This window comes from Neobacillus sp. PS3-34 (assembly GCF_030915465.1).
Taxonomy (GTDB): domain Bacteria; phylum Bacillota; class Bacilli; order Bacillales; family Cytobacillaceae; genus Neobacillus_A.
In genome coordinates this window covers 3561241-3585040 of sequence record NZ_CP133267.1, presented here as the reverse complement: position 1 = coordinate 3585040, position 23800 = coordinate 3561241, and the positions used below count along the sequence as shown (strand labels likewise).

Genomic DNA, 23800 nt, shown 5'->3' with positions numbered 1-23800 from the left:
ACAGCAAAATAGCCTAGAGTTTATTTTTTCAAGCGGTTAACAATTTTCGCCGTTTCCTCTGCAGCTTTTAGTACTTGATTTTCGTCAGTACCAAGGCCGAAGCTAAAACGGATCGAATTGATTAGACGCTCGGACTGTTTTCCAAACATAGCAACAAGAACATGTGAAGGCTCAATGGATCCAGCAGTGCATGCTGATCCACTTGAAACGGCAATGCCTGCCAAATCAAGGTTTACGAGCATCGCTTCAACATTTGTCCCGGGAAAGCTTAAGTTTAATACATGGGGCAGTGAATTATCAAGTAATCCGTTCAGCTCAAAATCCACGCCTAGCTGCTGAAGCTTTTCAATAAATATTTCTTTATACTGCCGGTATGCTTCCCTTTTTATTTCCTGGTCCTTCTGCGCAATGAGAACCGCTTCCCTGAAGCCAGCAATCGAAACAGTATTTTCCGTTCCTGCACGCCTCTTTCTTTCCTGTTCACCGCCAAACAGACGCTGTGACAGCTTTACACCATCTTTGGCATAAAGAAATCCCATTCCCTTTGGACCATTAATTTTGTGGGCGGACACCGACATTAAATCAATCAGGCACTCCGTTACGTCAATTTTCTCAAGACCGTAAGCCTGGACAGCATCTGTATGGAATTTAGCCTGGTGTCCCTGTAATAGCTCGCCGATTTCCCTAATTGGCTGAAGAGTTCCTACTTCATTGTTTCCATACATAACTGTAACCAGAATCGTATCATCCCTAAGAGCGGCACTTAAATCATTAACAGAAATTCTCCCTATTTTATCCACCGGCAAATAGGTAACCTCATATCCCATTTTCTCGAGCTTTTGGCACGTATGGAGGACAGCATGGTGTTCGATTTGTGTAGTAATAATATGCTTGCCGTTAGACTGATACGCTTCGGCCACACCCAGGATGGCAAGATTATCCGCTTCCGTCCCTCCGCCTGTAAAAATAATTTCATTCTCTTTTGCTCCAATGCTTTTTGCAAGCGTTTCTCGGGAAGTATCAAGCAGGCTGCGAGCTTCCCGCCCAAAAGAATGGATGCTGGAAGGATTGCCAAATTGCGAATTCATCACTTCCATCATTTTTTCAATTACCCTTGGATGCATCGGTGATGTCGCTGCATGGTCCATATAGATCCGTTCCACATAAATCACCTTCTTTATTTTTCATTAATTCTATTTTCGACTAAATATAAAACATATAAGCGTCCGATTCTCCATCTTCACTATGGCTGGCCAAATCCTCTAGGGTTGTATTATCTAGAACATCCTTAATTGCATCGCGGATGCGGATCCAAAGCTCCCTTTTTGCGGGCTCTTCATCTTCAATTCCTTCGACAGGGCTTATTGGCCCTTCAAGAACACGAATCACATCCCCAGACGTGATCTTTGAGGGAAGATCGCTTAGAATATATCCTCCATATGCCCCACGTACGCTTTTAACCAGTCCAGCATTTCTAAGCGGAGCGATCAGTTGTTCAAGATAATGCTCTGAAAGGTCGTTTGCCTGGGCGATAGCCTTAAGTGAAATTGGCCCTTCCCCATACTTTCTTGCAAGTTCTATCATTATAGTCAGGCCGTAACGGCCGCTTCGTTGAAATTTTCATCGTTCTACACCCCTACTCAATTCTTCATCTGATACTGTCAATGAAGTTTGTTTTCTCTTCTTAACTCTATTTAGAATCCTGCTTACAAGCCTGTCACACTGCGGAAGCGCAAGGCCTGTTAAGGGACCGATTAAGACACTGAATAATATGGTTCCCCAGTTCACAGGACCTCCTAATCTCCAGCCAATAACCAGCACCAGTAATTCAATGACACCTCTGACGTTTCTTACCTTCCATCCGGTTTTAACGGTTAGAGCCAGCATTAAGCTGTCTCTTGGCCAGTACCCAGGTTTGCTGATATATAAATGCACATTCCATAAGTCATCAAAATTATTCCAGAAATAAACATGGCTAATTTCCCGATAATGGCAGAGGGAGTTGTCATAAAAGGAAGCAGCATATAGAAATCAATAAATACACCGACAAGGAGCATATTTAAGAATGCGCCAATATGCGGGATTTCTCTTGATAGCACTGCTGCAAGAGTTAAAATAAGGATCCCCATGATGACAGACCAGCTTCCAATCGTTAAACCAAAATGTTTAAACAGGCCCACATGAAGAATATCCCATGGTGTAGCCCCGAGATTGCTTTTAATTAAGAATACAATTCCAAGAGACATCACTAATAATCCAATAAAGTAGACGAGAAACCGAAAGCCGATTTGCCCCGTTCTATTTTCCAGCATATTCATCCTGCTCTCTCATGAAATGACCCTAATTCCATTAAATTTTATCAAAATCCATAGTAATTTGATAGGCATTTGAAATTATAGCATATTTCTTTGTCCATATGAATTCATCCAGAACTTTTACGGCAGCTATCATTTCCTTTAGGAAAGTAAATTCCTCTTAATATCCTTTTAGTGGATAAAATGTTATGGTTAAAGTGTTACTGTGACCATGTTAAAAATGGAGAGATTGCATATGCAGCAAAAACCTTTAGCCTTTCGTATGCGACCCCGGACTATTGAAGAAATAGTCGGACAGCAGCATCTCGTGGCTGACGATAAAATAATTGCCAGGATGGTAAAGGCAAAACAGCTTACATCGATGATTCTATATGGGCCGCCCGGCATTGGCAAAACTTCCATTGCCAGCGCAATTGCGGGGAGCACCAAATACGCGTTCCGGACCTTGAATGCAGTTACAAGCAATAAAAAAGATATGGAAGTTGTTGCTGCAGAAGCAAAAATGTCTGGTAAAGTAATTCTGCTGTTGGATGAAGTGCACCGGCTTGATAAAGGCAAACAGGATTTTTTACTCCCTTTTTTGGAAAATGGAATGATCGTGTTAATTGGAGCTACAACCAGCAATCCGTATCACGCTATAAATCCGGCGATTCGGAGCCGATGCCAGATTTTCGAACTCAAGCCTTTGACTCCTGATGAAGTAAAAACAGCTTTACTCAGGGCAGTTAATGATGAAGAACGTGGCTTTGGAAAGCTAAAGCTTCAAATATCCGATGAAGCCTTAGAGCATTTCGCGGCAGCATCGAATGGGGATGTGCGCAGCTCACTGAATGCACTTGAACTGGCTGTTCTCTCAACTGATGAAGACGGAGACGGGATCATTCATATCGATTTACATACCGCGGAGGAATGCCTGCAGAAAAAAAGCTTCACACATGACAAGGATGGGGACGCGCATTACGATGTCCTTTCCGCTTTTCAGAAGTCAATTCGAGGCAGCGATGTAAATGCAGCACTGCATTATATGGGAAGGCTAATCGAAGCAGGTGATCTGCCCAGCATCAGTAGAAGGCTCCTTGTAATATCTTATGAAGATATCGGACTTGCCAATCCGCAGGCGGGAGCACGGACACTCGCAGCTATCGAAACAGCCGAACGGATCGGTTTTCCTGAGGCACGGATTCCTTTGGCTAATGCCGTAATCGAGCTTTGCCTTTCTCCCAAATCAAATTCAGCCATATCAGCGATTGATGCCGCAATGTCCGATATCCATAAGGGGAATATTGGAGAGGTTCCTGATCATCTCAAAGATGCCCATTATAAAGGAGCAAAAGAACTTGGCAGAGGCACAGATTATCTGTACCCACATAATTACGATTCCGGCTGGGTGAAACAGCAATACCTGCCTAACAAATTAAAGAATCGCCAATATTACATTCCGAAAATGACAGGAAAGTTTGAACAGGCACTTTCTGCTGTTTATGAGAAGCTTTCAAAAAACAAGTAAAAGGCTGGCCGCAGTGGCCAGCCTTTTTCTATTGAAATTATTATGCAGCGACATCTCTTTTTTGGAATACATAAAAAGCGAGCAGCTGAAAAATTAGAAAATAGATGGCTAAAACCATAACTGAAAACGGAAGTGTCATACCCTCCACCATTGGGGTTCCTTCAAAGTACTGCATTAAATCGGTATTCGCAAACAAAACATATTTTGCCCATGAAAATTTTAAGGATAATAGATTCGTAATTTGTCCGCCCGTAAACATCAAAAAGATGGATAACCCAATGGCAAGTGAGCTGTTCCGGAATACGGAAGAAATCATGAAAGCCATCGTTGCCAGCATGATCATGCTTACTGAATTCAGGCCATAATAAATCATAAGATGAAGAATCATGTTTTGTTCTGTAACCTTGCCATTATAGTAATTCAGATATGGCGATGCCTTATCCGGTATATCAAATAATACCGCACCGATGGCAGTTGAATAGGCAAACAAAACTGCCAGAAGGAAAAGTGCAAATAAAAGGACCGCAATATATTTCGCTAAAAGAATTTTGGTTCGTTTAATCGGCCTAATCAGCAACAGCTTGATCGTTCCCCAGCTAAATTCACTGGCGACAATACCTGCGGACACAATAATCGTAAATAACCCTGCTAATTGAATCAATTGTGATGCATCAGTCACAAATCCCCATAATGAATATTTTTGTTCTGGTGAAATATGATGCTCCATACGATATTCATTAATTGTAATTTGTCTTTTTAAATAGTCTTTTTCAAGCCTGGAATTACTATTTTCGAGCTGTTTTTTGGAAGACTCTGTTTCCTGCTTTAATGAATGCTCCCATTGCGGATTGCCTGCTTTTTCATTTCCGCTCTCCTGGTACTTGATGAACCCTGCAGCAATTGAAGCGATGATTACGAGAATTCCGATCATCACGTATGTACCCGGTCTTTTAAAAATTTTCATCAGTTCATTTTTTACTAGATTAAACATGGACTGGAGCCTCCTTTTCACCTGTAACTTCAAGGAACCTGTCCTCCAGCGTTTTAGGCACTTCCTTTACTCCATAAATCTGAAGTCCACACTCCACCAGCATTTTTATAATCGCTGGTATGTCCTCCTTATTTAATTCAGCAGTAATACCATTTCTGGACCGTTTAAACGCAGTACCGGAAAATGCCCCTTCAAGCATGGCGATTGCCTCGTCAGCCGGGGTTACCTCTATTTCAAAAACGGTTTCCGTTCCTTGAACAAATTCATGGACGAGCTGAACATCGATCAGACGGCCGTTTTGAATAATTCCAATCCTGTCACACATCATTTCCATTTCAGATAATAAATGGCTTGATACGATGACTGCCATGTTTTTTTCTCTCGCCAAAAGGCGTAAATAATCACGAATTTCCCGAATGCCAGCCGGGTCCAGCCCATTAGTTGGCTCATCAAGAATTAAAACCTTCGGGTCATGCAAGAGACATTGAGCAAGCCCAAGTCTTTGCCTCATGCCTAGCGAGTAAGTTTTTACTTTGTCATGGATTCTGTCCGTTAAGCCTACCAATTCAACCGTTTCATCTATTTTTTCTTTTGTTATGCCTTTTGACATTCTCGCATAATGGACAAGATTTTCATATCCACTCATAAATTTATACATCTCAGGATTTTCGACAATCGCACCGACATGGCTGACAGCTTCTTCAAACTGGGTTTTAATGCTTGCTCCACCAATCGTGATGTCCCCTGAAGTAATCCCCATTAACCCGACAATCATTCGGATCGTAGTTGTTTTCCCCGCTCCATTGGGTCCCAGAAAACCAAACACTTCTCCCTTTTCCACCTTGAAGCTAATATCGTCTATAATCTTTCTTTTTTTAATCGTCTTAGTTACATTCTTTAATTCAACAATCGTTTCCAAACTGTTTCTCCTCTCATTTATATAACTTCCAAAACATTCCTTTTATAGTTTACCTTAAATGCTTTATTAAATCTAAAAAAATAAACTCCCCGCCTTTAATAACGGGGAGTCACTGTATTATTTATCCGATACTCGCATTATTTTTATCGATTTTAATAAGTCCCTCACAGTATAGCTCGCCATAATTAAGCCAGCAACTGATGGTACAAATGCATTTGATGAAGGAGGCATTTTCGCTTTACGAATTTCTGCATTGTCATTCCCAACTTCTTTACGAATCTCTTCGCGGATGACAATCGGGCTTTCATCCGAAAATACGACTGGTATACCCTTGCGGATTCCTTCCTTTCGAAGTCGGGTCCTGATAACCTTTGCAATCGGATCTGTATGTGTTTTAAAGATATCAGCAACCTGAAATTTTGTAGGATCCATTTTGTTTGCTGCACCCATGCTTGAGATTATCGGTATATTGCGCTGCAGACATTCCTTTATTAAATGAATTTTATAAGATATCGTATCAGAAGCATCAATGACATAATCGAGGCCATAGCTGAAAAACTCCTCATACGTTTCCTCTGTATAAAACATTTTTAAAGCGATGACTTCACATTCAGGATTAATGTCCATAATTCTTTCCTTCATCAGGTCAGCTTTTGGTTTGCCTATTGTAGATAATAGGGCAATGGACTGCCGGTTTACGTTTGTAATATCAACATTATCCTTATCCACAAGAATCAAGCGGCCTACACCTGACCTTGCCAGTGCTTCTGCAGCAAAGGAGCCTACACCGCCGATTCCCAATACAGCAACCGAACTGTTTTTTAATATTTCAAGGCCTCTCCTTCCCTATCGCAAGTTCATTACGAGAAAATTGATGCAGCATCTTATTCACTCCATTTTTTATATTTCAGCTCTTATTTGTTTTTTATTTACTTTTACCCGTTAAAAATATATCATACCTACTTATAAAAACAAGTACATCGATAGGATTAATATCATTAAAGTTAAAATAAAAACCTCCGGAAATCCGGAGGTTAAGTTTTTGAAATAAGGAAAGAGCCCCAATGGTGCCGTCCCAAGCTTCCTTCGTTTTGATCCTGCACCCAGCAGGTGGGTGTCCTGTTCCCAGACTTTATAAGTCCTCGTGATAGAGGCATTTATGCAGCTGGAAAACCTGGACTCCCGAAGAAATAATGTTGGTCAAAATTTCAGGTAAAAGAACGAACACTTCAGGACTCTTTGTAATTGGTTTCATCTTATCATAAAGCGAATATTCTTACAAGTCATCCACCGCAGGGAATTATTGACTTTTTATGACATTTAATGACAGGTGCAAGTCAGTCAATTGTGCTTCGGATACTTCACCAGGGGCATTAGTCAACAGGCAGCTTGCACTTGCTGTTTTAGGGAAAGCGATTGTATCTCTTAGGTTCGAACTTCCAGCCAAGAGCATTACCAATCGGTCAAGTCCCAATGCGATTCCGCCGTGCGGAGGCGTTCCATATTCAAATGCTTCCAGAAGGAATCCAAATTGAGCCCGTGCTTCTTCCGGAGAGAAACCAAGTATACTAAACATTTTTTCCTGGATATGGCGCTCAAAAATCCTTAAAGAACCTCCGCCAAGCTCATAACCATTAAGAACCAAATCGTATGCCTGTGCCCTTACCTTGCCTGGGTCACTGTCAAGAAGATTTAAATCCTCTCTAAACGGCATGGTGAAGGGGTGATGGGCTGCATAATAGCGCCCTTCTTCTTCGGCGTATTCAAGCAATGGCCAGTCAGTTACCCATAGGAAGTTGAACAGGCTTTGATCAATCAAATCAAGCTCTTTGCCCAGTTTCACCCTTAATGCTCCTAGCGCGTCTGCAACCACACTCTTCTTGTCTGCCACGAAAAGGAGCAAATCACCTGCTTCAGCCTCAAGTGCAGCTAGGAGGGAGTGTGCTTCCTCTTCCTGGAAGAATTTAGCGATAGGACCCTTCAGGCCATCGGCTTCTACCTTCAGCCATGCAAGACCTTTCGCTCCATAACGTCCCACAAATTCAGTTAATGCATCAATATCCTTACGTGAATACTTCTCAGCTGCAGCTTTTACAATGATCGCCTTTACCTGGCCCCCGTTTGCTACGGCTGCAGAGAAAACTTTGAAACCAGATTCCTTCACGATTTCGGAAAGATCGATAAGCTCCATTCCAAAACGAGTATCAGGCTTATCTGATCCGTATCGGCCCATTGCTTCATCATAAGACATTCGCGGGAATTTAGAATCAATCTCGAGCCCTTTTACTTCCTTCATAACCTTTTCCATCATTTTTTCCATTAGGATCATGATGTCTTCCTGGCTCATAAAGCTGGTTTCAATATCGATTTGCGTAAACTCCGGCTGGCGGTCGGCACGTAAATCCTCATCCCTGAAGCAGCGGGCGATTTGATAGTACCGCTCAATTCCACCGACCATGAGTAGCTGCTTAAACAACTGTGGGGATTGCGGCAATGCGTAAAATTCTCCTGGATGTACACGGCTTGGCACCAGGTAATCCCTTGCGCCTTCAGGTGTGCTTTTTGTCAGAATAGGTGTCTCAATATCCAAAAATCCTTCCGTATCAAGAAAATCTCTGATTGCCTTTGTCGCCTGATGGCGCATTTTCAACGTTTCAAAAATGACCGGACGGCGGAAATCCAAGTAGCGGTATTTTAATCGTACATCCTCTGACACATCTGCTTTATCAGATATAATGAAAGGAGGAGTTTTGGCTTCATTTATGATGCTGACTTTCTCAGCTGAAACTTCTATTTTTCCCGTTTTTAAATTCTCATTTATAGTTGAACCTTCACGGGCGATGACGGTGCCTTCGATATCAAGGACGTATTCATTGCGGATTTTTTCAGCTGTTTCCAGCGCTTCCTGTGATGTATCAGGATTAAATACAACTTGTACAACACCTGTTCTGTCGCGTAAGTCAATAAAGATTAATCCTCCAAGATCGCGTCGCTTTTGTACCCATCCCTTTAAGGTTACTTTTTCACCGATTGCTTTTTCTGTTACTTCTCCACAAAAATAGGTTCTGCCAAACATCATAATCCCCCTCTGTTATTGCATTTCCTGGAATGTATTAATAAATGAGTCAAGCCCGGCTTCCACTTGTTCCCCAGTAGCCATATTTTTTATTGTAATCACTTTCTTTTTAAGCTCGTCGTCTCCAAGAACAGCAACGAATTTTGCTTTAAAACGGTCAGCCGCCTTGAATTGTGCTTTAATTTTCCTGTCCAGATAATCTCTTTCAGCGGAAAAACCAGCCATTCTCAGCTGCTGAAGAAGCCCTACGGTATAATCCTTGGCTTCCTCGCCGAGTGCAGCCAAATAGCAGTCTATTCCTTCATCAGAATTAAGTTCAACACCTTCTGCATTAAGTGCTGCTATAAAGCGTTCAATACTTAAAGCAAAACCAATTCCCGGGGTTTCAGGACCTCCAAGATCTTCTGCCAACCCATTATAACGGCCTCCGCCGCAAAGGGTGGTAATTGCACCAAAGCCCTCTGCATCACTCATAATTTCAAATGCGGTGTGATTGTAGTAATCCAGTCCGCGCACGAGATTCGCATCAACAGTAAAAGGAATCTCTAATAGCGTCAAATACTGCTGCAATTTCTCAAAATAATTCTTTGAATACTCATTAAGGAATTCGAGTATTGAAGGTGCCGATTGCATTAAAGGATGGTCACGATCCTGTTTGCAGTCAAGAATTCTTAACGGGTTCTTCTCCAGGCGGTTTTGGCAATCATGACAAAACTCTCCAATGCTTGGTTTAAAGTGATTGATCAAAGCATCCCTGTGAGCATTCCGGCTTTCTTTATCTCCCAGGCTATTGATAATTAGCTTGAGCTTTTTCAAACCCATTTCTTTATACAGGTTCATTGCAAGTGAGATTACTTCTGCATCGATTGCCGGATCATTGCTGCCGAGAGCCTCAATGCCAAATTGAACAAATTGGCGGAAACGCCCTGCCTGTGGCCGCTCATATCTAAACATTGGTCCCATGTAGTAAAGCTTAACTGGCTGGTTCGCAAACCCGAACATTTTTTTCTCTACAAAAGCCCTGACTGTCGAGGCAGTCCCCTCAGCCTTAGGGTTAAGCTCCTCTTGCCTTTGTCTTCAAAGGTATACATTTCCTTTTGGACTATATCTGTTGTGTCACCCACACCTCTCAAGAACAATTCTGTGTGTTCAAAAATGGGGGTCCGAATTTCACGATATTGATATTTTTCACATAACTCACGTGCTTTGTTTTCAATCGCCTGCCATTTTTCTACTTCACCCGGCAGAATGTCCTGTGTTCCTCTTGGTATACTAATCGCCATTTTAGGAGTTCCTCCTCTAACATGAAAAATATATGTACTGTTACAGCCAATTGCTAAAGTGCCTTGATTTTACGCAAACTACCTTAAAAAAATAAAAAAACCCCCATCCCTTGTATAATACAAGGGACGAGAGTTTTATTTTCCCGTGGTGCCACCCTAGTTGAAGGCAAAAAGCGCCTCCCGCTCGAAACAGTTAACGCCTGTTTACGTTCCCATCCTAGTAAAGTTTCCTGGTTCAGACAGAAGCCTACGGAGTGTTCATTCATTAAGTCAGCATGCAGAAATGCTTTCAGCCAAGGCATTTCCTCTCTGTACATGTGGGGCTTAACTACTGTGCTCCATCATTGGTTGTTTTTATAGGTTATTTTATTTATATAATGATACGGAGCGGCCAACCAATTGTCAAGAGTGAAAAAATTATGATCGTTCCAAATGTTTTTTTAACTTGCGGACGTCCCGAATAGTCAGCCCAAATTCTGATGCCAGTTCAAATGTTCCTGCATTTTGCTCCTTCTGGATAAAATCATGGAAATCAACACCGAAGATACGGCTGCCGCTTGATTGTGAATGCATACCCTTTTCACTTGCCCTCATGTTCTCACCTGCCATCCGTTGTCTTTCCTTTTATTCTTTCCAGCTCAGGGAAAAAAATTTCAATTAAAAGAAAAATTAGCGGATTCATGTCCTACCTTATTACTAATTGGCCAATTTTAGCAGAAAAGGAATGATTTTGAGCAAATTTTCAGCTAAAATGATAGGAAGCGATAAAAGGAGGGAGCACATGCAGAGAAAAGTAGCTATTTTAATAGCATCCGCAGCTTTGTTTTTTGGCGCTTTTGCTCCTCAGCCAAAAATCCTGGCATCAAGCGGCTATGTAACAATAACTGCTGATCAATTGAATGTCCGTCAAGGACCCGGCCTTAGTTTCCCAGTTGTAAAGCAAGTGAAAAACGGAGATAATTATCCCATTTTATCAGAAGAAGGACAATGGTTTAAAATTGATCTCAAAAATGGGCAAAAGGGATGGGTAGCCAATTGGTTTGCCGAAAAGAAAAAACCTGCCGAACCCCAAAAATCGAATTTAGTTTCTGCCACAAGCGGCACCGCAAATTCTGATGGGCTCAGAGTGAGAAAGGGACCTGGGACGAGCTTTCGAATCGTCAGTTCCTTGAAAAAAGGTCAGAAAGTCAATGTATTGGAATCCAATGAGAATTGGCTTAGAATTTCAGGCACATTTGGTGAAGGCTGGGTTTCAAGGGAGTACATCGACCTTCAGCAAAGCAGCAAAGAAAATGACCAAGGCTCTGAAAAAGCAAAGGAAACTACAGGAATTATTACGGCAGACCTGTTAAATGTCCGGAACATTCCTTCCACTTCTGGAAAGCTGCTAGGAAAATTATCACAAGGCTCTAGAGTAAAAATATATTCGCAGCAAAAAGAATGGGTTGAAATTTCATTTTCAAACAGTAAAGCATGGGTAACATCTGAATTCATCGAGATCCAGGATGATGGACAGCCAAAAGAATCTGGCAGCACAGGAAAGCCAATCGGCAGTGTCATCGGGACGGTAACAGCGACTTCTTTAAATGTCAGGGAAAGCTCTGCTTTAAATGCAAGAATCATCGGGTCAGTAACAAAGGGCCAGCGTTACAGGATTGTCGAAGAAGAGAATAATTGGTCAAAAATCGAATTGAAACCCGGCCAATATGGCTGGATTGCAGGGTGGTATCTTGATAAATCTGTTCAGGAAAGTCCTTCTCCTGAAGAACAGGATGTAAAAGGGAGTGCAGTAACCGTCCTTCAGAGTGGTACCAATATTCGAAAAAGCCCGAATTTACAATCCGATGTCATTTTACGGGCAAACAAAGGGCAAATTTATGAGATTAAAAGCATCCGTAGCAATTGGTATGAAATCAAACTAACCAATGGATCCAGCGGGTTCATTGCTGGGTGGCTTGTATCTGTCAGCGGTTCTGCACCTCGCATAGAAAAACCTGGAGCAGAAGCACATCTTAAAAACAAAACGATTGTACTTGACCCCGGTCATGGCGGAGAAGACAGTGGGACGATCGGGACAAAAGGAACACTTGAAAAAGATTTAACAATCCGGACAGTCATGCTATTATTTAATAAATTAAAAGCAGCCGGTGCAAATGTGATCCTTACCCGCAACAACGATACATATATTTCCTTGCGTTCCCGTGTCAGTACCTCACATTATCATGCTGCCGATGCATTTGTAAGCATCCACTATGACAGCAATACGAATAGAAGCGTACGCGGTTCGACCGGTTATTACTACCATGATTATCAAAAACCGCTCGCTGAAGATCTTTACTCTACATTGTCACAGCAAACAGGCCTTAAAAATAGAGGCGTACGTTTTGGTGACTATCATGTATTAAGGGAAAATAAACAGAGAGCAGTTTTACTGGAATTGGGGTATTTAAGCAATCCAGAGGACGAGATGCTGGTAAACTCCGGGCAATTTCAGGAAACGGCTTCAACCGGAATTTACAATGGGCTTGCACGATTCTTTAAAGATAATTAAAAGGCATGCACCGTCTTGGTGCATGCCTTTTATTCTGCCTTGGGAAAATCTGAAGGTGATATCAAATTTAGCTGCGGCTTTCAATAATTAACGTAACAGGTCCGTCATTGACAAGCTGTACATCCATCATCTCTCCAAATCGGCCTGTTTCAACCTTTAAACCCTTTTCGCGCAAAAGATCATTAAACGCTTCATAAATGCCTTCAGCCACTTCGGGACGCGCAGCTTCCATAAAATTCGCCTTCTTCCTTTACGGCAATCACCATATAAAGTAAATTGCGAAACAGATAGAATATCTCCGCCTACATCCAATAAGGACAAATTCATTTTACCGGATTCATCCTCAAAGATACGCAAATTCGCAATCTTTTCAGCTAAGAAAGCAATATCCTTTTCCGTATCATCATGTGTAACACCAACTAACAGGACAAGTCCTTGATTGATTTGACCAATAATTTCACCATCAACTGTGACACTTGCCCTTTTGCTGCGCTGTATAACAACTTTCATTTTTAAACTCCTTAATTCATAATCCTGCGGACAGAATAAATATCGGGGATCTGCTTAATACGATCGACCACTTTCTGCAAATGATTTACGTTGTGAATGGCAATCGACATCATGATAGTAGCCATCTTATTCCGGTCGGATTTTCCTGTAACGGCTGAAATATTCGTTTTCGTCTCGTTAACCGCCTGCAGAACCTCATTTAAAAGCCCTCGTCTGTCATAACCGCTAATCTCGATATCAACATTGTATTCTTTGCGATCATTTAAGGATGTTTCCCATTCAACGGGGATCAATCTCGTCTGTGCTTCATTTGTATCGATATTCGGGCAATCCGAGCGGTGCACAGATACCCCTCTTCCCTTCGTGATAAATCCGACAATTTCATCTCCCGGCACAGGGTTGCAGCATTTAGATAAGCGAATTAGCAAATTATCGATACCTGATACACGGACGCCAGATTCGCGTTTTTTTACAGGTGCAAATGATTTTAAATCCGTTACTGCCTGCGCAATACTTGCTTCCTGCTCCTGGTCACGCTTTTTCCGCCACTTTTCGGTCAGCCTGTTTGCAACCTGCAGAGCGGTGATGCCATTGTACCCTACCGCAGCATACATATCTTCTTCGTTTGTGAAATTGAACTTCTCCGCCACTCGTTTCATGTTCTCAGGAGTGATGATCTCTTTTAAATCAAACTCCATCGCACGGATTTCCTTCTCGACAAGCTCTTTACCTTTATCAACATTTTCATCGCGCCGCTGCTTTTTGAAAAATTGGCGGATTTTATTTTTAGCCTGTGAGGTTTGAGCAAGCTTCAGCCAATCCTGGCTGGGTCCGTAGGAATGCTTAGATGTCAGAATTTCAACGATATCCCCTGTTTTCAGCGTATAATCAAGGGTAACCATTTTGCCGTTCACTTTGGAGCCAATGGTTTTGTTGCCTATTTCAGAGTGAATTCGATATGCAAAATCGATAGGAACAGAACCGGAAGGCAGCTCAATTACGTCACCTTTTGGTGTGAAAACGAACACCATATCGGAAAATAAATCAATTTTTAACGATTCCATAAATTCTTCAGCATTTGCTGTATCATTCTGAAATTCTAGTATTTCTCTGAACCATGTCAGCTTTTGCTCAAATGTAGAACTGTCACTGATCGCTTTTCCTTCTTTATCCGCCAATGGGCAGCAATACCGAATTCAGCAATCCGGTGCATTTCTGTTGTCCGAATCTGGACCTCCAGAGGGTCACCCTTTGCGCCAATCACGGTCGTATGCAGGGATTGGTACATATTGGGCTTTGGCATCGCGATATAATCCTTGAAACGTCCAGGCATTGGTTTCCAGCAGGTATGGATAATTCCCAAGACGGCATAACAGTCTTTGATGCTGTTGACCACAATCCGGACAGCAAGCAAATCATAGATTTCCGTGAACTGTTTATTTTGCAGCACCATTTTACGGTAGATGCTGTATATATGTTTAGGTCTTCCTGACAGCTCTGCCTTAATTGAAACCTCGCCCATTCTTCCACGGACTTCTTCAATGACGTCTTCCAGATATTGCTCCCGTTCAGCCCGTTTCTTTTTCATCAGGTTTACAATCCGGTAGTATTGCTGAGGATTTAAGTATCTTAAAGCCGTATCTTCCAATTCCCACTTAATCTTTGAAATTCCGAGGCGATGTGCCAGCGGTGCAAAAATTTCCAGTGTTTCGTTGGATATCCGCCGCTGTTTTTCAAACGGAAGATGCTTGAGTGTCCTCATGTTATGAAGCCTGTCGGCAAGCTTAATCAATATGACCCTTATATCCTGGGCCATTGCCACAAACATTTTCCTGTGGTTTTCAGCTTGTTGTTCTTCATGCGATTTATATTTAATTTTTCCTAACTTCGTCACTCCATCGACAAGCATAGCCACTTCATCATTGAAGGCAGTTTCAATATCTTTTAATGAAACCTGTGTATCTTCAACGACATCATGTAGAAAACCGGCAGCTACTGTGGAAGGGTCCATTTCCAGGTCAGCTAGTATTCCGGCTACCTGAATGGGATGAATGATGTAGGGCTCCCCTGATTTTCTATATTGTTCACGATGAGCCTCGCTGGCAAATTCATATGCCTTCTTTACCATTTCAACATTCTCATCGTTTAAATAGGCTCTGGTTTTGTCGATGACTTGCTCGGCGGTTAGCACCTGATCATTCGCCATAAAATCACCTTTATTTCCGTGTCATTTTTCCCGGTACTTACAATGGCCTTAATAAGAAAAATAAATCCATTGAAGCAGCCTTTGATTAATCTATTAAATGTCATCCAAGATCAACCTGTTCCATGTTGATTATCTTTTATAAATTAGAATGATTGTTACTATTATCGAAAAAAAAAGACAAGATGTAAAGGGATTGTCAACATTTTTCATGGATTACCAAAAAAAATGTCGAAATTTGCATTAAAAAAGTATAAATAAAGGGGGCACCCGCTCATTGAGTGCCCCCGTTCATCATAGCTTAATATTGCATTAATGTCAGGATATCATATCCATCCAGCTTTTTTCTTCCATCCAAATAGGACAGCTCAATCAGAAAAGCTATACCTGCCACAATACCGCCCAATTCCTCCACCAATTGAATTGTCGCTTCAATTGTTCCGCCGGTTGCCAGCAAATCGTCCGTAATCAGAACGCGCTGGCCTGGCTTAATTGCATCCTTGTGGATGGTTAAAACATCCGAGCCATATTCAAGGCCATAGTTTACTTTTACCGTTTCACGTGGAAGCTTTCCTTCTTTGCGGACAGGAGCAAAGCCCTTCCCAAGGGAGTATGCAACCGGGCAGCCAATAATAAAGCCGCGTGCTTCAGGCCAACAACGAGATCAATGTTTTTTTCTTGCGCATAAGCGACGATCTGGTCTGTCGCGTATTTATAAGCATCACCATTATCCATCAATGTTGTGATGTCCTTAAATTTGATTCCTGGCTTTGGCCAGTCGGGTACGATTGTTATGAATTGTTTTAAATCCATTCTTCTATTGCCTCCTCAGGTTCAGCTGACTCTTGAATGACTTTATCAAACCAGCCCTTTAATTGCTGATATGAAGAATATAGCAATTCTTTTTCGAGGCTATATTGCGCCTGTTTGGACTGGTAGGTTGTTGAGTCAGATAAGTCACGCTTTTGCGTTTGATTACTTATAGTTATAAATCCATTGTTTATTGTAACAAAATCAAGTTCAAAAAACACCTGTGACATAAAATCGACTGTTTCTTTGGACCAGCCCCTATGTTTAGCAAGGTCATCCCCGCTTCGCTTCAAATCAAATCGCCGTTTTTCAACAAAAATCCGTAAAACCATTTAAAATGCTCCCTTGTCGGCAGGGTACTGAAAAAGTCGCTTGTTTCTTTATATAAAAAAGCGTAAATTCTTGATGGTTCCCGGTCCTTCACTAACGTTTCAAGAAGTTTAATTGCAGGCGGCATGTCAACGAGGACAAGGTTTGCATCGTTTATTTCCAGTTTGCGTGCTTCTTCAACGGTTTGAATATGAATCACTTCACCGGATAGTGTGTCCGCCAATTTTTGAAAAAGATTAGTATTAAAAACCACGCTTTTCCGATTTTCAGCAGGAACGAGTTCTTCCAATTTATTAAGTCTCTTGACACCCCGAAAGTCAAACAGCTGCCATTCATTAACAGCCATATCCTGTATAAAAATTTGCGGTTTACGGATATTATTCCACTCATTTATTGATAACTCCCCAATCACAGATACACTGGAGGAGGGTGAAATATGGTCAGCCAGCGGGCCCATTCCAAAACCGATACCGTCAAGGGATGCCCCCTCTTTCGCCATTAATAATTTGAGATGGGTCTGTTCACTGCCTATTTTCTTTATGGAGGAAATCTCCGCATTATTGAGCAGGATTTTTGGTTTTGGGTTGTCCATTCCAAAAGGTGCAAGAAGGCTCATTTCTTCCAGGACAGGCAAATCAATTTTTTGAAGTTCTATTTCACTATCGAGCAAGGTAACTGGCACAAAGTCCTCTGGAGCCATCTGCTCATCTGCCAATCTGTTTAAACGGGCTCTTAACTCTGAAACATCATCCAGCTTCAAGGTCATTCCTGCCGCCATTGGATGCCCCCCAAAATGAGGCAAAATGTCCCTGCAGGTTGATAGATTTTTAAATAGATCAAAACCATTGATACTTCGTGCGGACCCTTTGGCCAGTCCTTTTTCGCTGTCAAAGCTCAGAACAATCACTGGGCGGTAAAACTTATCAACAAGCCTTGAGGCGACTATGCCGATTACGCCAGCATTCCATCCTTCCCTGCCAATGACAAGAACCTTATTACTTTCAGCAGGAAAATGCTTCTCGACTTCCTCAATAGCCTCAGCAGTAATGGAGTTGACGATTTTTTGCCTTTCTTTATTCAATGCATCCATTTCCTCAGCCAAACTTTGCGCTTCATAAGGATCATCTGTCAGCAATAAATGAACGGCAAGATCAGCCGTTTCCAGTCTGCCGACCGCATTTATCCTCGGTGCAAGAGTGAATCCGATTGTTTCTTCATTTATGGATTGCGTCTCAACGCCTGCCATTTTGAAAATAGCTTTCAATCCAATATTTTGTGTGATTTTAAGCTTTTCAATTCCTTTTTTGGCTATTAGTCGATTCTCACCCTTAAGCGAGACTAGATCGGCTATGGTTCCTATGACGGCAATCTCAAGTAAATGTTCTGGAAGATTTCCATATAGGGCATGGGCTAACTTGAATGCTACACCAACACCTGCCAGCTCCCGAAAAGGATACATGCTGTCTTCCAGTTTCGGATGAATGATTGCCAAGGCATCCGGCAATTCAGGACCAGGTTCATGGTGATCCGTAATAATTAAATCTGTTCCAAGCTCTTTTGCTACATTTGCTTCGTGAACGGCAGCTATTCCTGTGTCGACTGTGATAATTAATTTAATGCCATTCTCGGCAGCATTCCTGAATGCCATTTCATTCGGCCCATATCCTTCAGTAAATCGATTGGGTATGTAAAATTGTACATTTGCCCCCAAATCGCGCAAAGTGATCATCAAAACCGATGTGCTGCTTACACCATCAGCGTCATAATCACCATATACAAGAATAGGTTCCTGTTTTTCAATTGCATCCTTTATTCTCAAAACGGCTTTGTCCATGTCTTTTAATAAAAACGGATCATGGAATTCATTATGTCCAAATAAAAAATACCGTGCAGAATCGACGGTATCCAATCCACGATTTACAAGCATCGATGCCACTACGGGCGCTATATTCAATTCACTTTCAAGAGCTTTAACTTTTTGTTGATCGGATTGGCGAACAATCCATCTTGTTTTAGACTTTAACATACGTTCACCCCTCAGCTTTCTTATTATACAGGAGCACGTACCTGCTTTCAATGAAAGAAAAATGAAGGACCCGGTAATTAATGCAAAAAAAAACCGCAGGAATCGTTCCCGCGGTTTTCCTTATGCATCTTAAACTTGAGGCTGATCAGAATATACTTTCTTTTCCTTCTCCGTTTTGATTACGCCTTTATTCTTAAGTTCTCTCCCTTTCAGGACAACCCATAATGAAGATGCGACGAATACAGACGAATACACCCCAACCACAAGACCAACTAGTAAAGCAATAGAAAAGTTATTAATGGCATGGCTTCCAAATATCATCAGCGCAACAACGGTAATTAATACAGTTAGTACCGTGTTAAGGGAGCGTGTCATTGTTTGACGAATACTTGTGTTTACGATATCTGTAATGTCCTTGAATGTTTTAATACGCTTTTTCTTATGCATGTTTTCACGGACACGGTCAAATGTAACGATAGTATCATGAATCGAATAACCGACGATCGTTAAGACAGCAGCTATGAAATTCAGATCCACTTCTAATCTGGTAATACTGAAAAAAGCGACCATAAAGAATGCGTCATGAAGCATGGCAGCAATTGCGGCAATGGCCATAGACATTTCGAATCGAATGGACACGAAAATGATAATACCAATTGATGCTATTAAAAGTGCCATAACTGCATTCTTTGCAAGCTCTTTTCCTACAGTTGGTGAAACAGTACTTATACTTGGGTCCATGCCGAATTCTTTTGTAAAGTCTGATTTTAATTGGGCAATCTCATTTTTCTTTAAAACTCCAATAAAACGTGCTGCACCTATTTCATTGTTTTTTCCTGAAATAACAATATCATCCGTCTTCATCCCATGTTTTTCAAAAGCACTTTTTAATTCTTCTGTGGTAAGCGGTGTTTTAGATTGGACTTCAACTCGAGTACCACTAGTAAAATCAATAGCCAGATTCAAACGGAAAATAATCAAGATAATTAAACCTAATGTGATCAGAGTTCCGGAAACTATGAAAAAGAGCTTTCTCTTTTTCGCAAAATCGACCTTGTCAAATCTAGTTGGAAGATCAAGGGTATCAAAATGTTCTGAAAGAGTGTGAATTTCAGATTGCTTGACGCCAAACCAGCTAGGTTTTTTATCAAAGAAACGACTGTTTACCCATAATCCGAGCAATAGGCGTGATCCGTAAACTGCTGTCAAAAAGCTCATTGCGACACTCAAAATAAGCATGGTAGCAAAACCTTTTACAGAACTTGTCCCATAAAAGAATAATACACTCGCTGTCAAAATCGTTGTCAGGTTGGAATCAAGTATCGATGTAAACGCATTTTTTTCACCAGCCTGGAAGGCGGATTTAATCGATTTTCCAACTTTAATTTCTTCTTTAATCCGTTCATACGTAATAATGTTCGCATCAACTGCCATACCTATACCGAGTATAATGGCCGCTATTCCTGGAAGGGTTAAAACACCATTCATCCAGTCAAAAATCAATAAAATTAAATAAATATAAATACTCAATGAAATCGTAGCGATAAATCCAGGAAAACGGTAATAAAAAATCACAAACGCATAGATAATTAAAACACCGATAATCCCTGCTAGAACTGTATCATGAAGTGCCTGTGTTCCAAATTTAGCACCAACAGATGTAGAGTAAATTTCATTTAATTTAACAGGAAGAGCTCCCGCATTTAACAGTGAAGAAAGGGTCTGTGCTTCTTTGGCAGTGAAGTTCCCGACAATCGAAACGGTATCTTGGTTAAATACTTCTTTAACAGTTGGTGCTGATAAGTATTTAGGATCTTTCTTTGCTACTTCAGTTTTAAACGAATCCTTGCCCTTAACATAATCCATCCAAATAACGAGAACATTATTTGGTGCCATATTAACAATTTCCTGTGTTACTTTACGGAACTTGTCCGCGCTTTTTAGCTTAAGTGAAACGCTTGGCTTTCCGTTTTCGTCAAAGGACTGTTTTGCACCGTTCTGTGCCAAATCAGTACCATCCATCATCAGACGGTCATTGGCATCACGGAAGGAAAGATTCGCCTGTGTAGACAAAATCCTTCTTGCTTCATTTTGGTCCTCAACACCAGCAAGCTGGACGCGGATACGGTTTTTTCCTTCAATTTGGATGCTTGGCTCACTTACACCAAGTACGTTAATACGCCTATCCAGTGCTTCTGCTGTACTGGCCATAGTGTTTTTATCAATTACCTGGCCTTTCTTTGCAGGCTTCACTTCATAAAGGACCTCAAAACCGCCCTGCAGGTCCAAACCTAACTTAATATGTTTTACAATGTTTTTTGTGGTAACACCCATTGTGCTTCCCAGCAACAGGACTACCAGTAAAAATGCTACGATTCTACTGCGTTTAACCATTATGTATTGTTCCTCCTTAGGCTTAGAGCAAAGCTGTTCACTTCTTGAAATATTAAAAAGTCATTGGTTTCATTATGAAATAAGATGAAAAAGCTGTCAATTTCCTTAAAATAGAATAATGGCTTTTTTAAATGAAATTTTATTTCAACAGTTCTTTCAATTCCGCTTCGTTATCGAGTGAAAAATCTGATTTTTTCAACGATTCTATCGTGTTATAGCTTAAGTAATCGCTAACTTTTACAGAAAGAATTTCTTGAACTATTTCGTACAGCTTTTTCTCTTCCTTTGCTTTTTTCCACTTTTTCCTGATCAGGAAAGTCCAAAATTCTTCTACTGAGATAGAATCATATCCGTGAATACGGAATTCATCCAGCTTAGATTCCAAAGCAGGCCTTACAATAAATCGATAATGGTCATAAATATGGCCTGAATCCATAATGAGTCACTCCTCGCCAATTTTCCCTTTATTTTTGTCCTTCAAAAAGTAAACCTCTCTGTCATGCTTTGTCCACCATGTTGCATATAGTTAATTGTATATGATATCCACTATTTTGAGAAGGTGGGAAACGAATGTCAAAATTTTTAAAGGGGACAATCATCCTGCTTATAGCAGGGTTGATTACGAGGGTGCTTGGATTTATTAATCGCATCGTCATCGCCAGGTTTATCGGTGAAGAGGGTGTAGGGCTATATATGATGGCTTTTCCAACTCTTATTCTCGTCATTACCATTACACAGTTAGGCCTTCCAGTCGCCATTTCGAAAAATGTGGCTGAGGCGGAAGCAAGGGGCGATCATGCTGAAATAAAAAAAATATTAGTAGTATCCTTAGCTGCAACCATTTCTTTATCGCTCATTTTCACCCCAGCCCTCATTCTGCTAGCACCCTACCTAGCCAAAACACTCTTTACTGATCCCAGGACATATTATCCGTTGCTGGCCATTGCACCGGTTGTTCCGGTTATCGCCATTTCCTCAGTTTTGAGGGGGTATTTCCAGGGAAGGCAAAACATGAGGCCTGCCGCTGTGTCACAAACCCTTGAGCAGGTAGTCCGAATTTGCTTGATTGCAGTCATGACCAAAGCTTTTCTTCCGTACGGGATTGAATACGCTGCTGCTGCTGCCATGATATCTTCTGTAATCGGAGAGTTGGTTTCACTGATTTATTTAATGACAGCCTTTAAATTAAAGAAGAAATTTAAATTAAGAAAGAACTTTTTTCAATATGCACAATCAGGCAAGCAGACTTTCCAGGACTTAATGAGTATCGCCATTCCGACTACGGGCAGCAGGCTGATTGGTTCAATCGCCTGGTTCTTTGAACCGATTGTCGTTTCACACAGCCTTGGACTTGCCGGTGTAGCCGCGATAGCCGCTACCAGGCAGTATGGTGCCTTAACCGGATTTGCTATGCCATTGCTCCTGCTGCCATCCTTTGTAACCTACTCACTTGCAACATCTCTTGTACCAGCCATCAGTGAAGCTAATTCAAAAAATAATATGAAGCTGATTGAGTACCGCCTTCAACAGGCATTAAAATTTTCATTTTTAACAGGCGGACTAGCAGTGATTATTCTATACGTCCTTGCTGATCCATTAATGGAGCTTATGTATGGTTCCAAAAACGGTTCCCAGTTTATCAGATTAATGGCTCCTTTTTTTCTGCTATATTATTACCAAGGACCGTTACAGGCAGTTTTACAGGCTTTGAATCTTGCAAGAGCTGCGATGATTAACAGCCTGATTGGAGCAGTCGTGAAAACAGCTGTCATTTTTCTTCTTGCATCCCAGCCTGCTTTTGGAATTAACGGTGCAGCTTTAGGGATTATCATGGGCTTTGTTTTGGTCACCGTCCTTCATTTTGCAACCGTCTTAAAGAAAATCTCCTTTTCTTTTTACATAGGCGAATACCTAAAAAGCTTTTTCGTTATGATTTTGTCAGGATTGGCTGGCTATTGGCTGTTCGAGCACACTTTCCTTGAGGAGCACCTGGCCACCAGGGTACTATCGGCTACAGCGGTAATGTCGATACTTTACCTCATTCTAATCCTGTTATTAGGGCTGATTAAAAAAGACGAAATTAGCCGAATTCCCTGGATTGGCAAGCCTTTGTCAAGATGGGCTTTCAGGTGATAGGCAGACCTTAACTAATAATTACAAAAAAAAATAAACCCTGCTTCGAATTTTAAGCGGGTTTACTTTAGAGGTGCAAACATTATAAAACACCTATGAAAACGCACTTGAATTCAAGATATAATTCACAGTGCGTTTTTTATTGATTTATCAACATTCGGGCAAATTTTAATTGCTTATTTTGTCTTAATTCAGATAGTAAATCACAGGATATGAAATCCTTATTGGAGGGTGTGTGTATTATTAATTGAGTAACCAGTGCTATTAAAAATAAGCGGAGATTTTCCGGTTAGACTGCAGAATAGAGCTCGGTTCGGGGTATATAAGCGGAGGTTTTCCGATTAAGCAAAGCAAAATTAACCATTTTCACGTTTTTTGAGTCAATAGTCGGAATCTCTCCGTCTATTTAAGCTATTTTCAGTGCTATTTCTTAATTAAGAGGAATTACTCCGCTTATTGATCAAACTCGTTTTATCCTCTAAAGAACTTGTACAACTTACAGGTGCTTTAGTAAAAAAAGAAGGCTGTTTTCGTAAACTTTGTTGCTAATTAGAGTGAATTAGATGGTTGATAAAGAAGTTGATTGGAGCGGAAGGTGCGAGATCCTCGAAAATGCTATCGCATTTCCTTCGTGCGGTGTTGATTCTAGGGAGCTGATTCAACGTCCTGCGGGAGCAGTGGGACAGATGAGACCCCGCAGTCGCTTCAGCGACGAGGAGGCTCACCGCCCACCCCGCGGAAAGCGAGCATCC

At 41.3% G+C, this 23800-nt stretch carries 12 protein-coding genes, 1 other RNA gene, 7 pseudogenes and 1 other annotated feature; of the genes and pseudogenes, 3 read left to right on the top strand and 17 right to left on the bottom strand.

The annotated features are described in order from the left end of the window. Positions 1-20: 20 nt before the first annotated feature. The 4 genes and pseudogenes from RCG23_RS18510 to RCG23_RS18495 form a co-directional block, all read right to left on the bottom strand. Positions 21-1163: a cysteine desulfurase family protein gene (locus tag RCG23_RS18510; protein WP_308176870.1), complete on the bottom strand. Its 1143-nt coding sequence runs from the start codon at positions 1161-1163 to the stop codon at positions 21-23. Positions 1164-1203: 40 nt separating this feature from the next. Continuing rightward, a pseudogene (gene cymR / locus RCG23_RS18505) lies at positions 1204-1624 on the bottom strand (cysteine metabolism transcriptional regulator CymR). Then, positions 1621-1887 (bottom strand): hypothetical protein, encoded by a 267-nt coding sequence (locus tag RCG23_RS18500; RefSeq protein WP_308176869.1) that lies wholly within the window; start codon positions 1885-1887, stop codon positions 1621-1623. Before RCG23_RS18500 ends, cymR begins: the two are co-directional and overlap by 4 nt. Further along, complete coding sequence (locus RCG23_RS18495) at positions 1887-2312, bottom strand: YczE/YyaS/YitT family protein (RefSeq protein ID WP_308176868.1); 426 nt, start codon at positions 2310-2312, stop codon at positions 1887-1889. Before RCG23_RS18495 ends, RCG23_RS18500 begins: the two co-directional genes overlap by 1 nt. 238 nt (positions 2313-2550) lie before the next feature. Between RCG23_RS18495 and RCG23_RS18490 the strand changes: the two genes are divergently transcribed. Further along, positions 2551-3822, top strand: a complete 1272-nt coding sequence (locus RCG23_RS18490) for a replication-associated recombination protein A (RefSeq protein ID WP_308176867.1) — start codon at positions 2551-2553, stop codon at positions 3820-3822. 40 nt (positions 3823-3862) lie between these two features. On the opposite strand, the gene RCG23_RS18485 is transcribed toward RCG23_RS18490, so the two are convergent. From RCG23_RS18485 to RCG23_RS18455, 7 genes and pseudogenes are all read right to left on the bottom strand, one after another. Beyond that, entirely contained in the window at positions 3863-4813 is a 951-nt protein-coding gene (locus RCG23_RS18485) for an ABC transporter permease (RefSeq protein WP_308176866.1), read from the bottom strand. Further along, the gene (locus RCG23_RS18480; RefSeq protein WP_308176865.1) at positions 4806-5732 is read right to left on the bottom strand and encodes an ABC transporter ATP-binding protein; all 927 of its coding nucleotides are present in this window, start codon (positions 5730-5732) and stop codon (positions 4806-4808) included. Before RCG23_RS18480 ends, RCG23_RS18485 begins: the two co-directional genes overlap by 8 nt. Before the next feature lie 117 nt (positions 5733-5849). Continuing rightward, positions 5850-6615, bottom strand: a pseudogene (locus tag RCG23_RS18475) (ThiF family adenylyltransferase). A 171-nt stretch (positions 6616-6786) separates the two neighbouring features. Further along, positions 6787-6971, bottom strand: a non-coding RNA gene (gene ssrS, locus RCG23_RS18470) — 6S RNA. A 61-nt stretch (positions 6972-7032) separates the two neighbouring features. Further along, positions 7033-8808, bottom strand: coding sequence for an aspartate--tRNA ligase (aspS, locus tag RCG23_RS18465; protein ID WP_308180102.1), 1776 nt, complete (start codon positions 8806-8808; stop codon positions 7033-7035). 15 nt (positions 8809-8823) lie between these two features. After that, a pseudogene (gene hisS / locus RCG23_RS18460) lies at positions 8824-10091 on the bottom strand (histidine--tRNA ligase). Between the two features lie 119 nt (positions 10092-10210). After that, positions 10211-10445, bottom strand: a binding site (T-box leader). A gap of 63 nt (positions 10446-10508) precedes the next feature. Continuing rightward, a complete protein-coding gene (locus tag RCG23_RS18455) occupies positions 10509-10700 on the bottom strand; it encodes a hypothetical protein (RefSeq protein WP_308180183.1) in 192 nt (63 codons plus the stop codon). A gap of 172 nt (positions 10701-10872) precedes the next feature. On the opposite strand from RCG23_RS18455, the gene RCG23_RS18450 reads away from it, so the two are divergent. Next, on the top strand, positions 10873-12642 hold the full coding sequence (locus RCG23_RS18450) for an N-acetylmuramoyl-L-alanine amidase family protein (RefSeq protein ID WP_308176864.1): 1770 nt from the start codon (positions 10873-10875) through the stop codon (positions 12640-12642). Between the two features lie 67 nt (positions 12643-12709). On the opposite strand, the pseudogene dtd reads toward RCG23_RS18450, so the two are convergent. The 6 genes and pseudogenes from dtd to RCG23_RS18420 form a co-directional block, all read right to left on the bottom strand. Beyond that, positions 12710-13152, bottom strand: a pseudogene (gene dtd, locus RCG23_RS18445) (D-aminoacyl-tRNA deacylase). Between the two features lie 11 nt (positions 13153-13163). Continuing rightward, positions 13164-15358 (bottom strand): annotated as a pseudogene (locus RCG23_RS18440) (bifunctional (p)ppGpp synthetase/guanosine-3',5'-bis(diphosphate) 3'-pyrophosphohydrolase). Positions 15359-15656: 298 nt separating this feature from the next. Beyond that, a pseudogene (locus RCG23_RS18435) lies at positions 15657-16168 on the bottom strand (adenine phosphoribosyltransferase). After that, positions 16159-18521, bottom strand: a pseudogene (gene recJ / locus RCG23_RS18430) (single-stranded-DNA-specific exonuclease RecJ). Before recJ ends, RCG23_RS18435 begins: the two co-directional pseudogenes overlap by 10 nt. 129 nt (positions 18522-18650) lie before the next feature. Further along, positions 18651-20915, bottom strand: coding sequence for a protein translocase subunit SecDF (secDF, locus tag RCG23_RS18425; protein ID WP_308176863.1), 2265 nt, complete (start codon positions 20913-20915; stop codon positions 18651-18653). 139 nt (positions 20916-21054) lie between these two features. Then, positions 21055-21351 carry a post-transcriptional regulator gene (locus tag RCG23_RS18420; RefSeq protein WP_308176862.1) on the bottom strand — a complete coding sequence of 99 codons (297 nt, stop codon included), beginning with the start codon at positions 21349-21351 and terminating at the stop codon, positions 21055-21057. Positions 21352-21485: 134 nt separating this feature from the next. Between RCG23_RS18420 and spoVB the strand changes: the two genes are divergently transcribed. Continuing rightward, positions 21486-23048 (top strand): stage V sporulation protein B, encoded by a 1563-nt coding sequence (spoVB, locus tag RCG23_RS18415; RefSeq protein ID WP_308176861.1) that lies wholly within the window; start codon positions 21486-21488, stop codon positions 23046-23048. Positions 23049-23800 lie beyond the last annotated feature (752 nt).

What these genes read in the sequence shown, in the direction of transcription:
- RCG23_RS18495 (WP_308176868.1), bottom strand. Translation starts at nt 2,312, where the DNA reads ATGCTGGAAAATAGAACGGGGCAAATCGGCTTTCGGTTTCTCGTCTAC.
- spoVB (WP_308176861.1), top strand. Translation starts at nt 21,486, where the DNA reads ATGTCAAAATTTTTAAAGGGGACAATCATCCTGCTTATAGCAGGGTTG.
- RCG23_RS18490 (WP_308176867.1), top strand. Translation starts at nt 2,551, where the DNA reads ATGCAGCAAAAACCTTTAGCCTTTCGTATGCGACCCCGGACTATTGAA.
- RCG23_RS18485 (WP_308176866.1), bottom strand. Translation starts at nt 4,813, where the DNA reads ATGTTTAATCTAGTAAAAAATGAACTGATGAAAATTTTTAAAAGACCG.
- secDF (WP_308176863.1), bottom strand. Translation starts at nt 20,915, where the DNA reads ATGGTTAAACGCAGTAGAATCGTAGCATTTTTACTGGTAGTCCTGTTG.
- aspS (WP_308180102.1), bottom strand. Translation starts at nt 8,808, where the DNA reads ATGTTTGGCAGAACCTATTTTTGTGGAGAAGTAACAGAAAAAGCAATC.
- RCG23_RS18455 (WP_308180183.1), bottom strand. Translation starts at nt 10,700, where the DNA reads ATGGCAGGTGAGAACATGAGGGCAAGTGAAAAGGGTATGCATTCACAA.
- RCG23_RS18500 (WP_308176869.1), bottom strand. Translation starts at nt 1,887, where the DNA reads ATGCTGGCTCTAACCGTTAAAACCGGATGGAAGGTAAGAAACGTCAGA.
- RCG23_RS18420 (WP_308176862.1), bottom strand. Translation starts at nt 21,351, where the DNA reads ATGGATTCAGGCCATATTTATGACCATTATCGATTTATTGTAAGGCCT.
- RCG23_RS18450 (WP_308176864.1), top strand. Translation starts at nt 10,873, where the DNA reads ATGCAGAGAAAAGTAGCTATTTTAATAGCATCCGCAGCTTTGTTTTTT.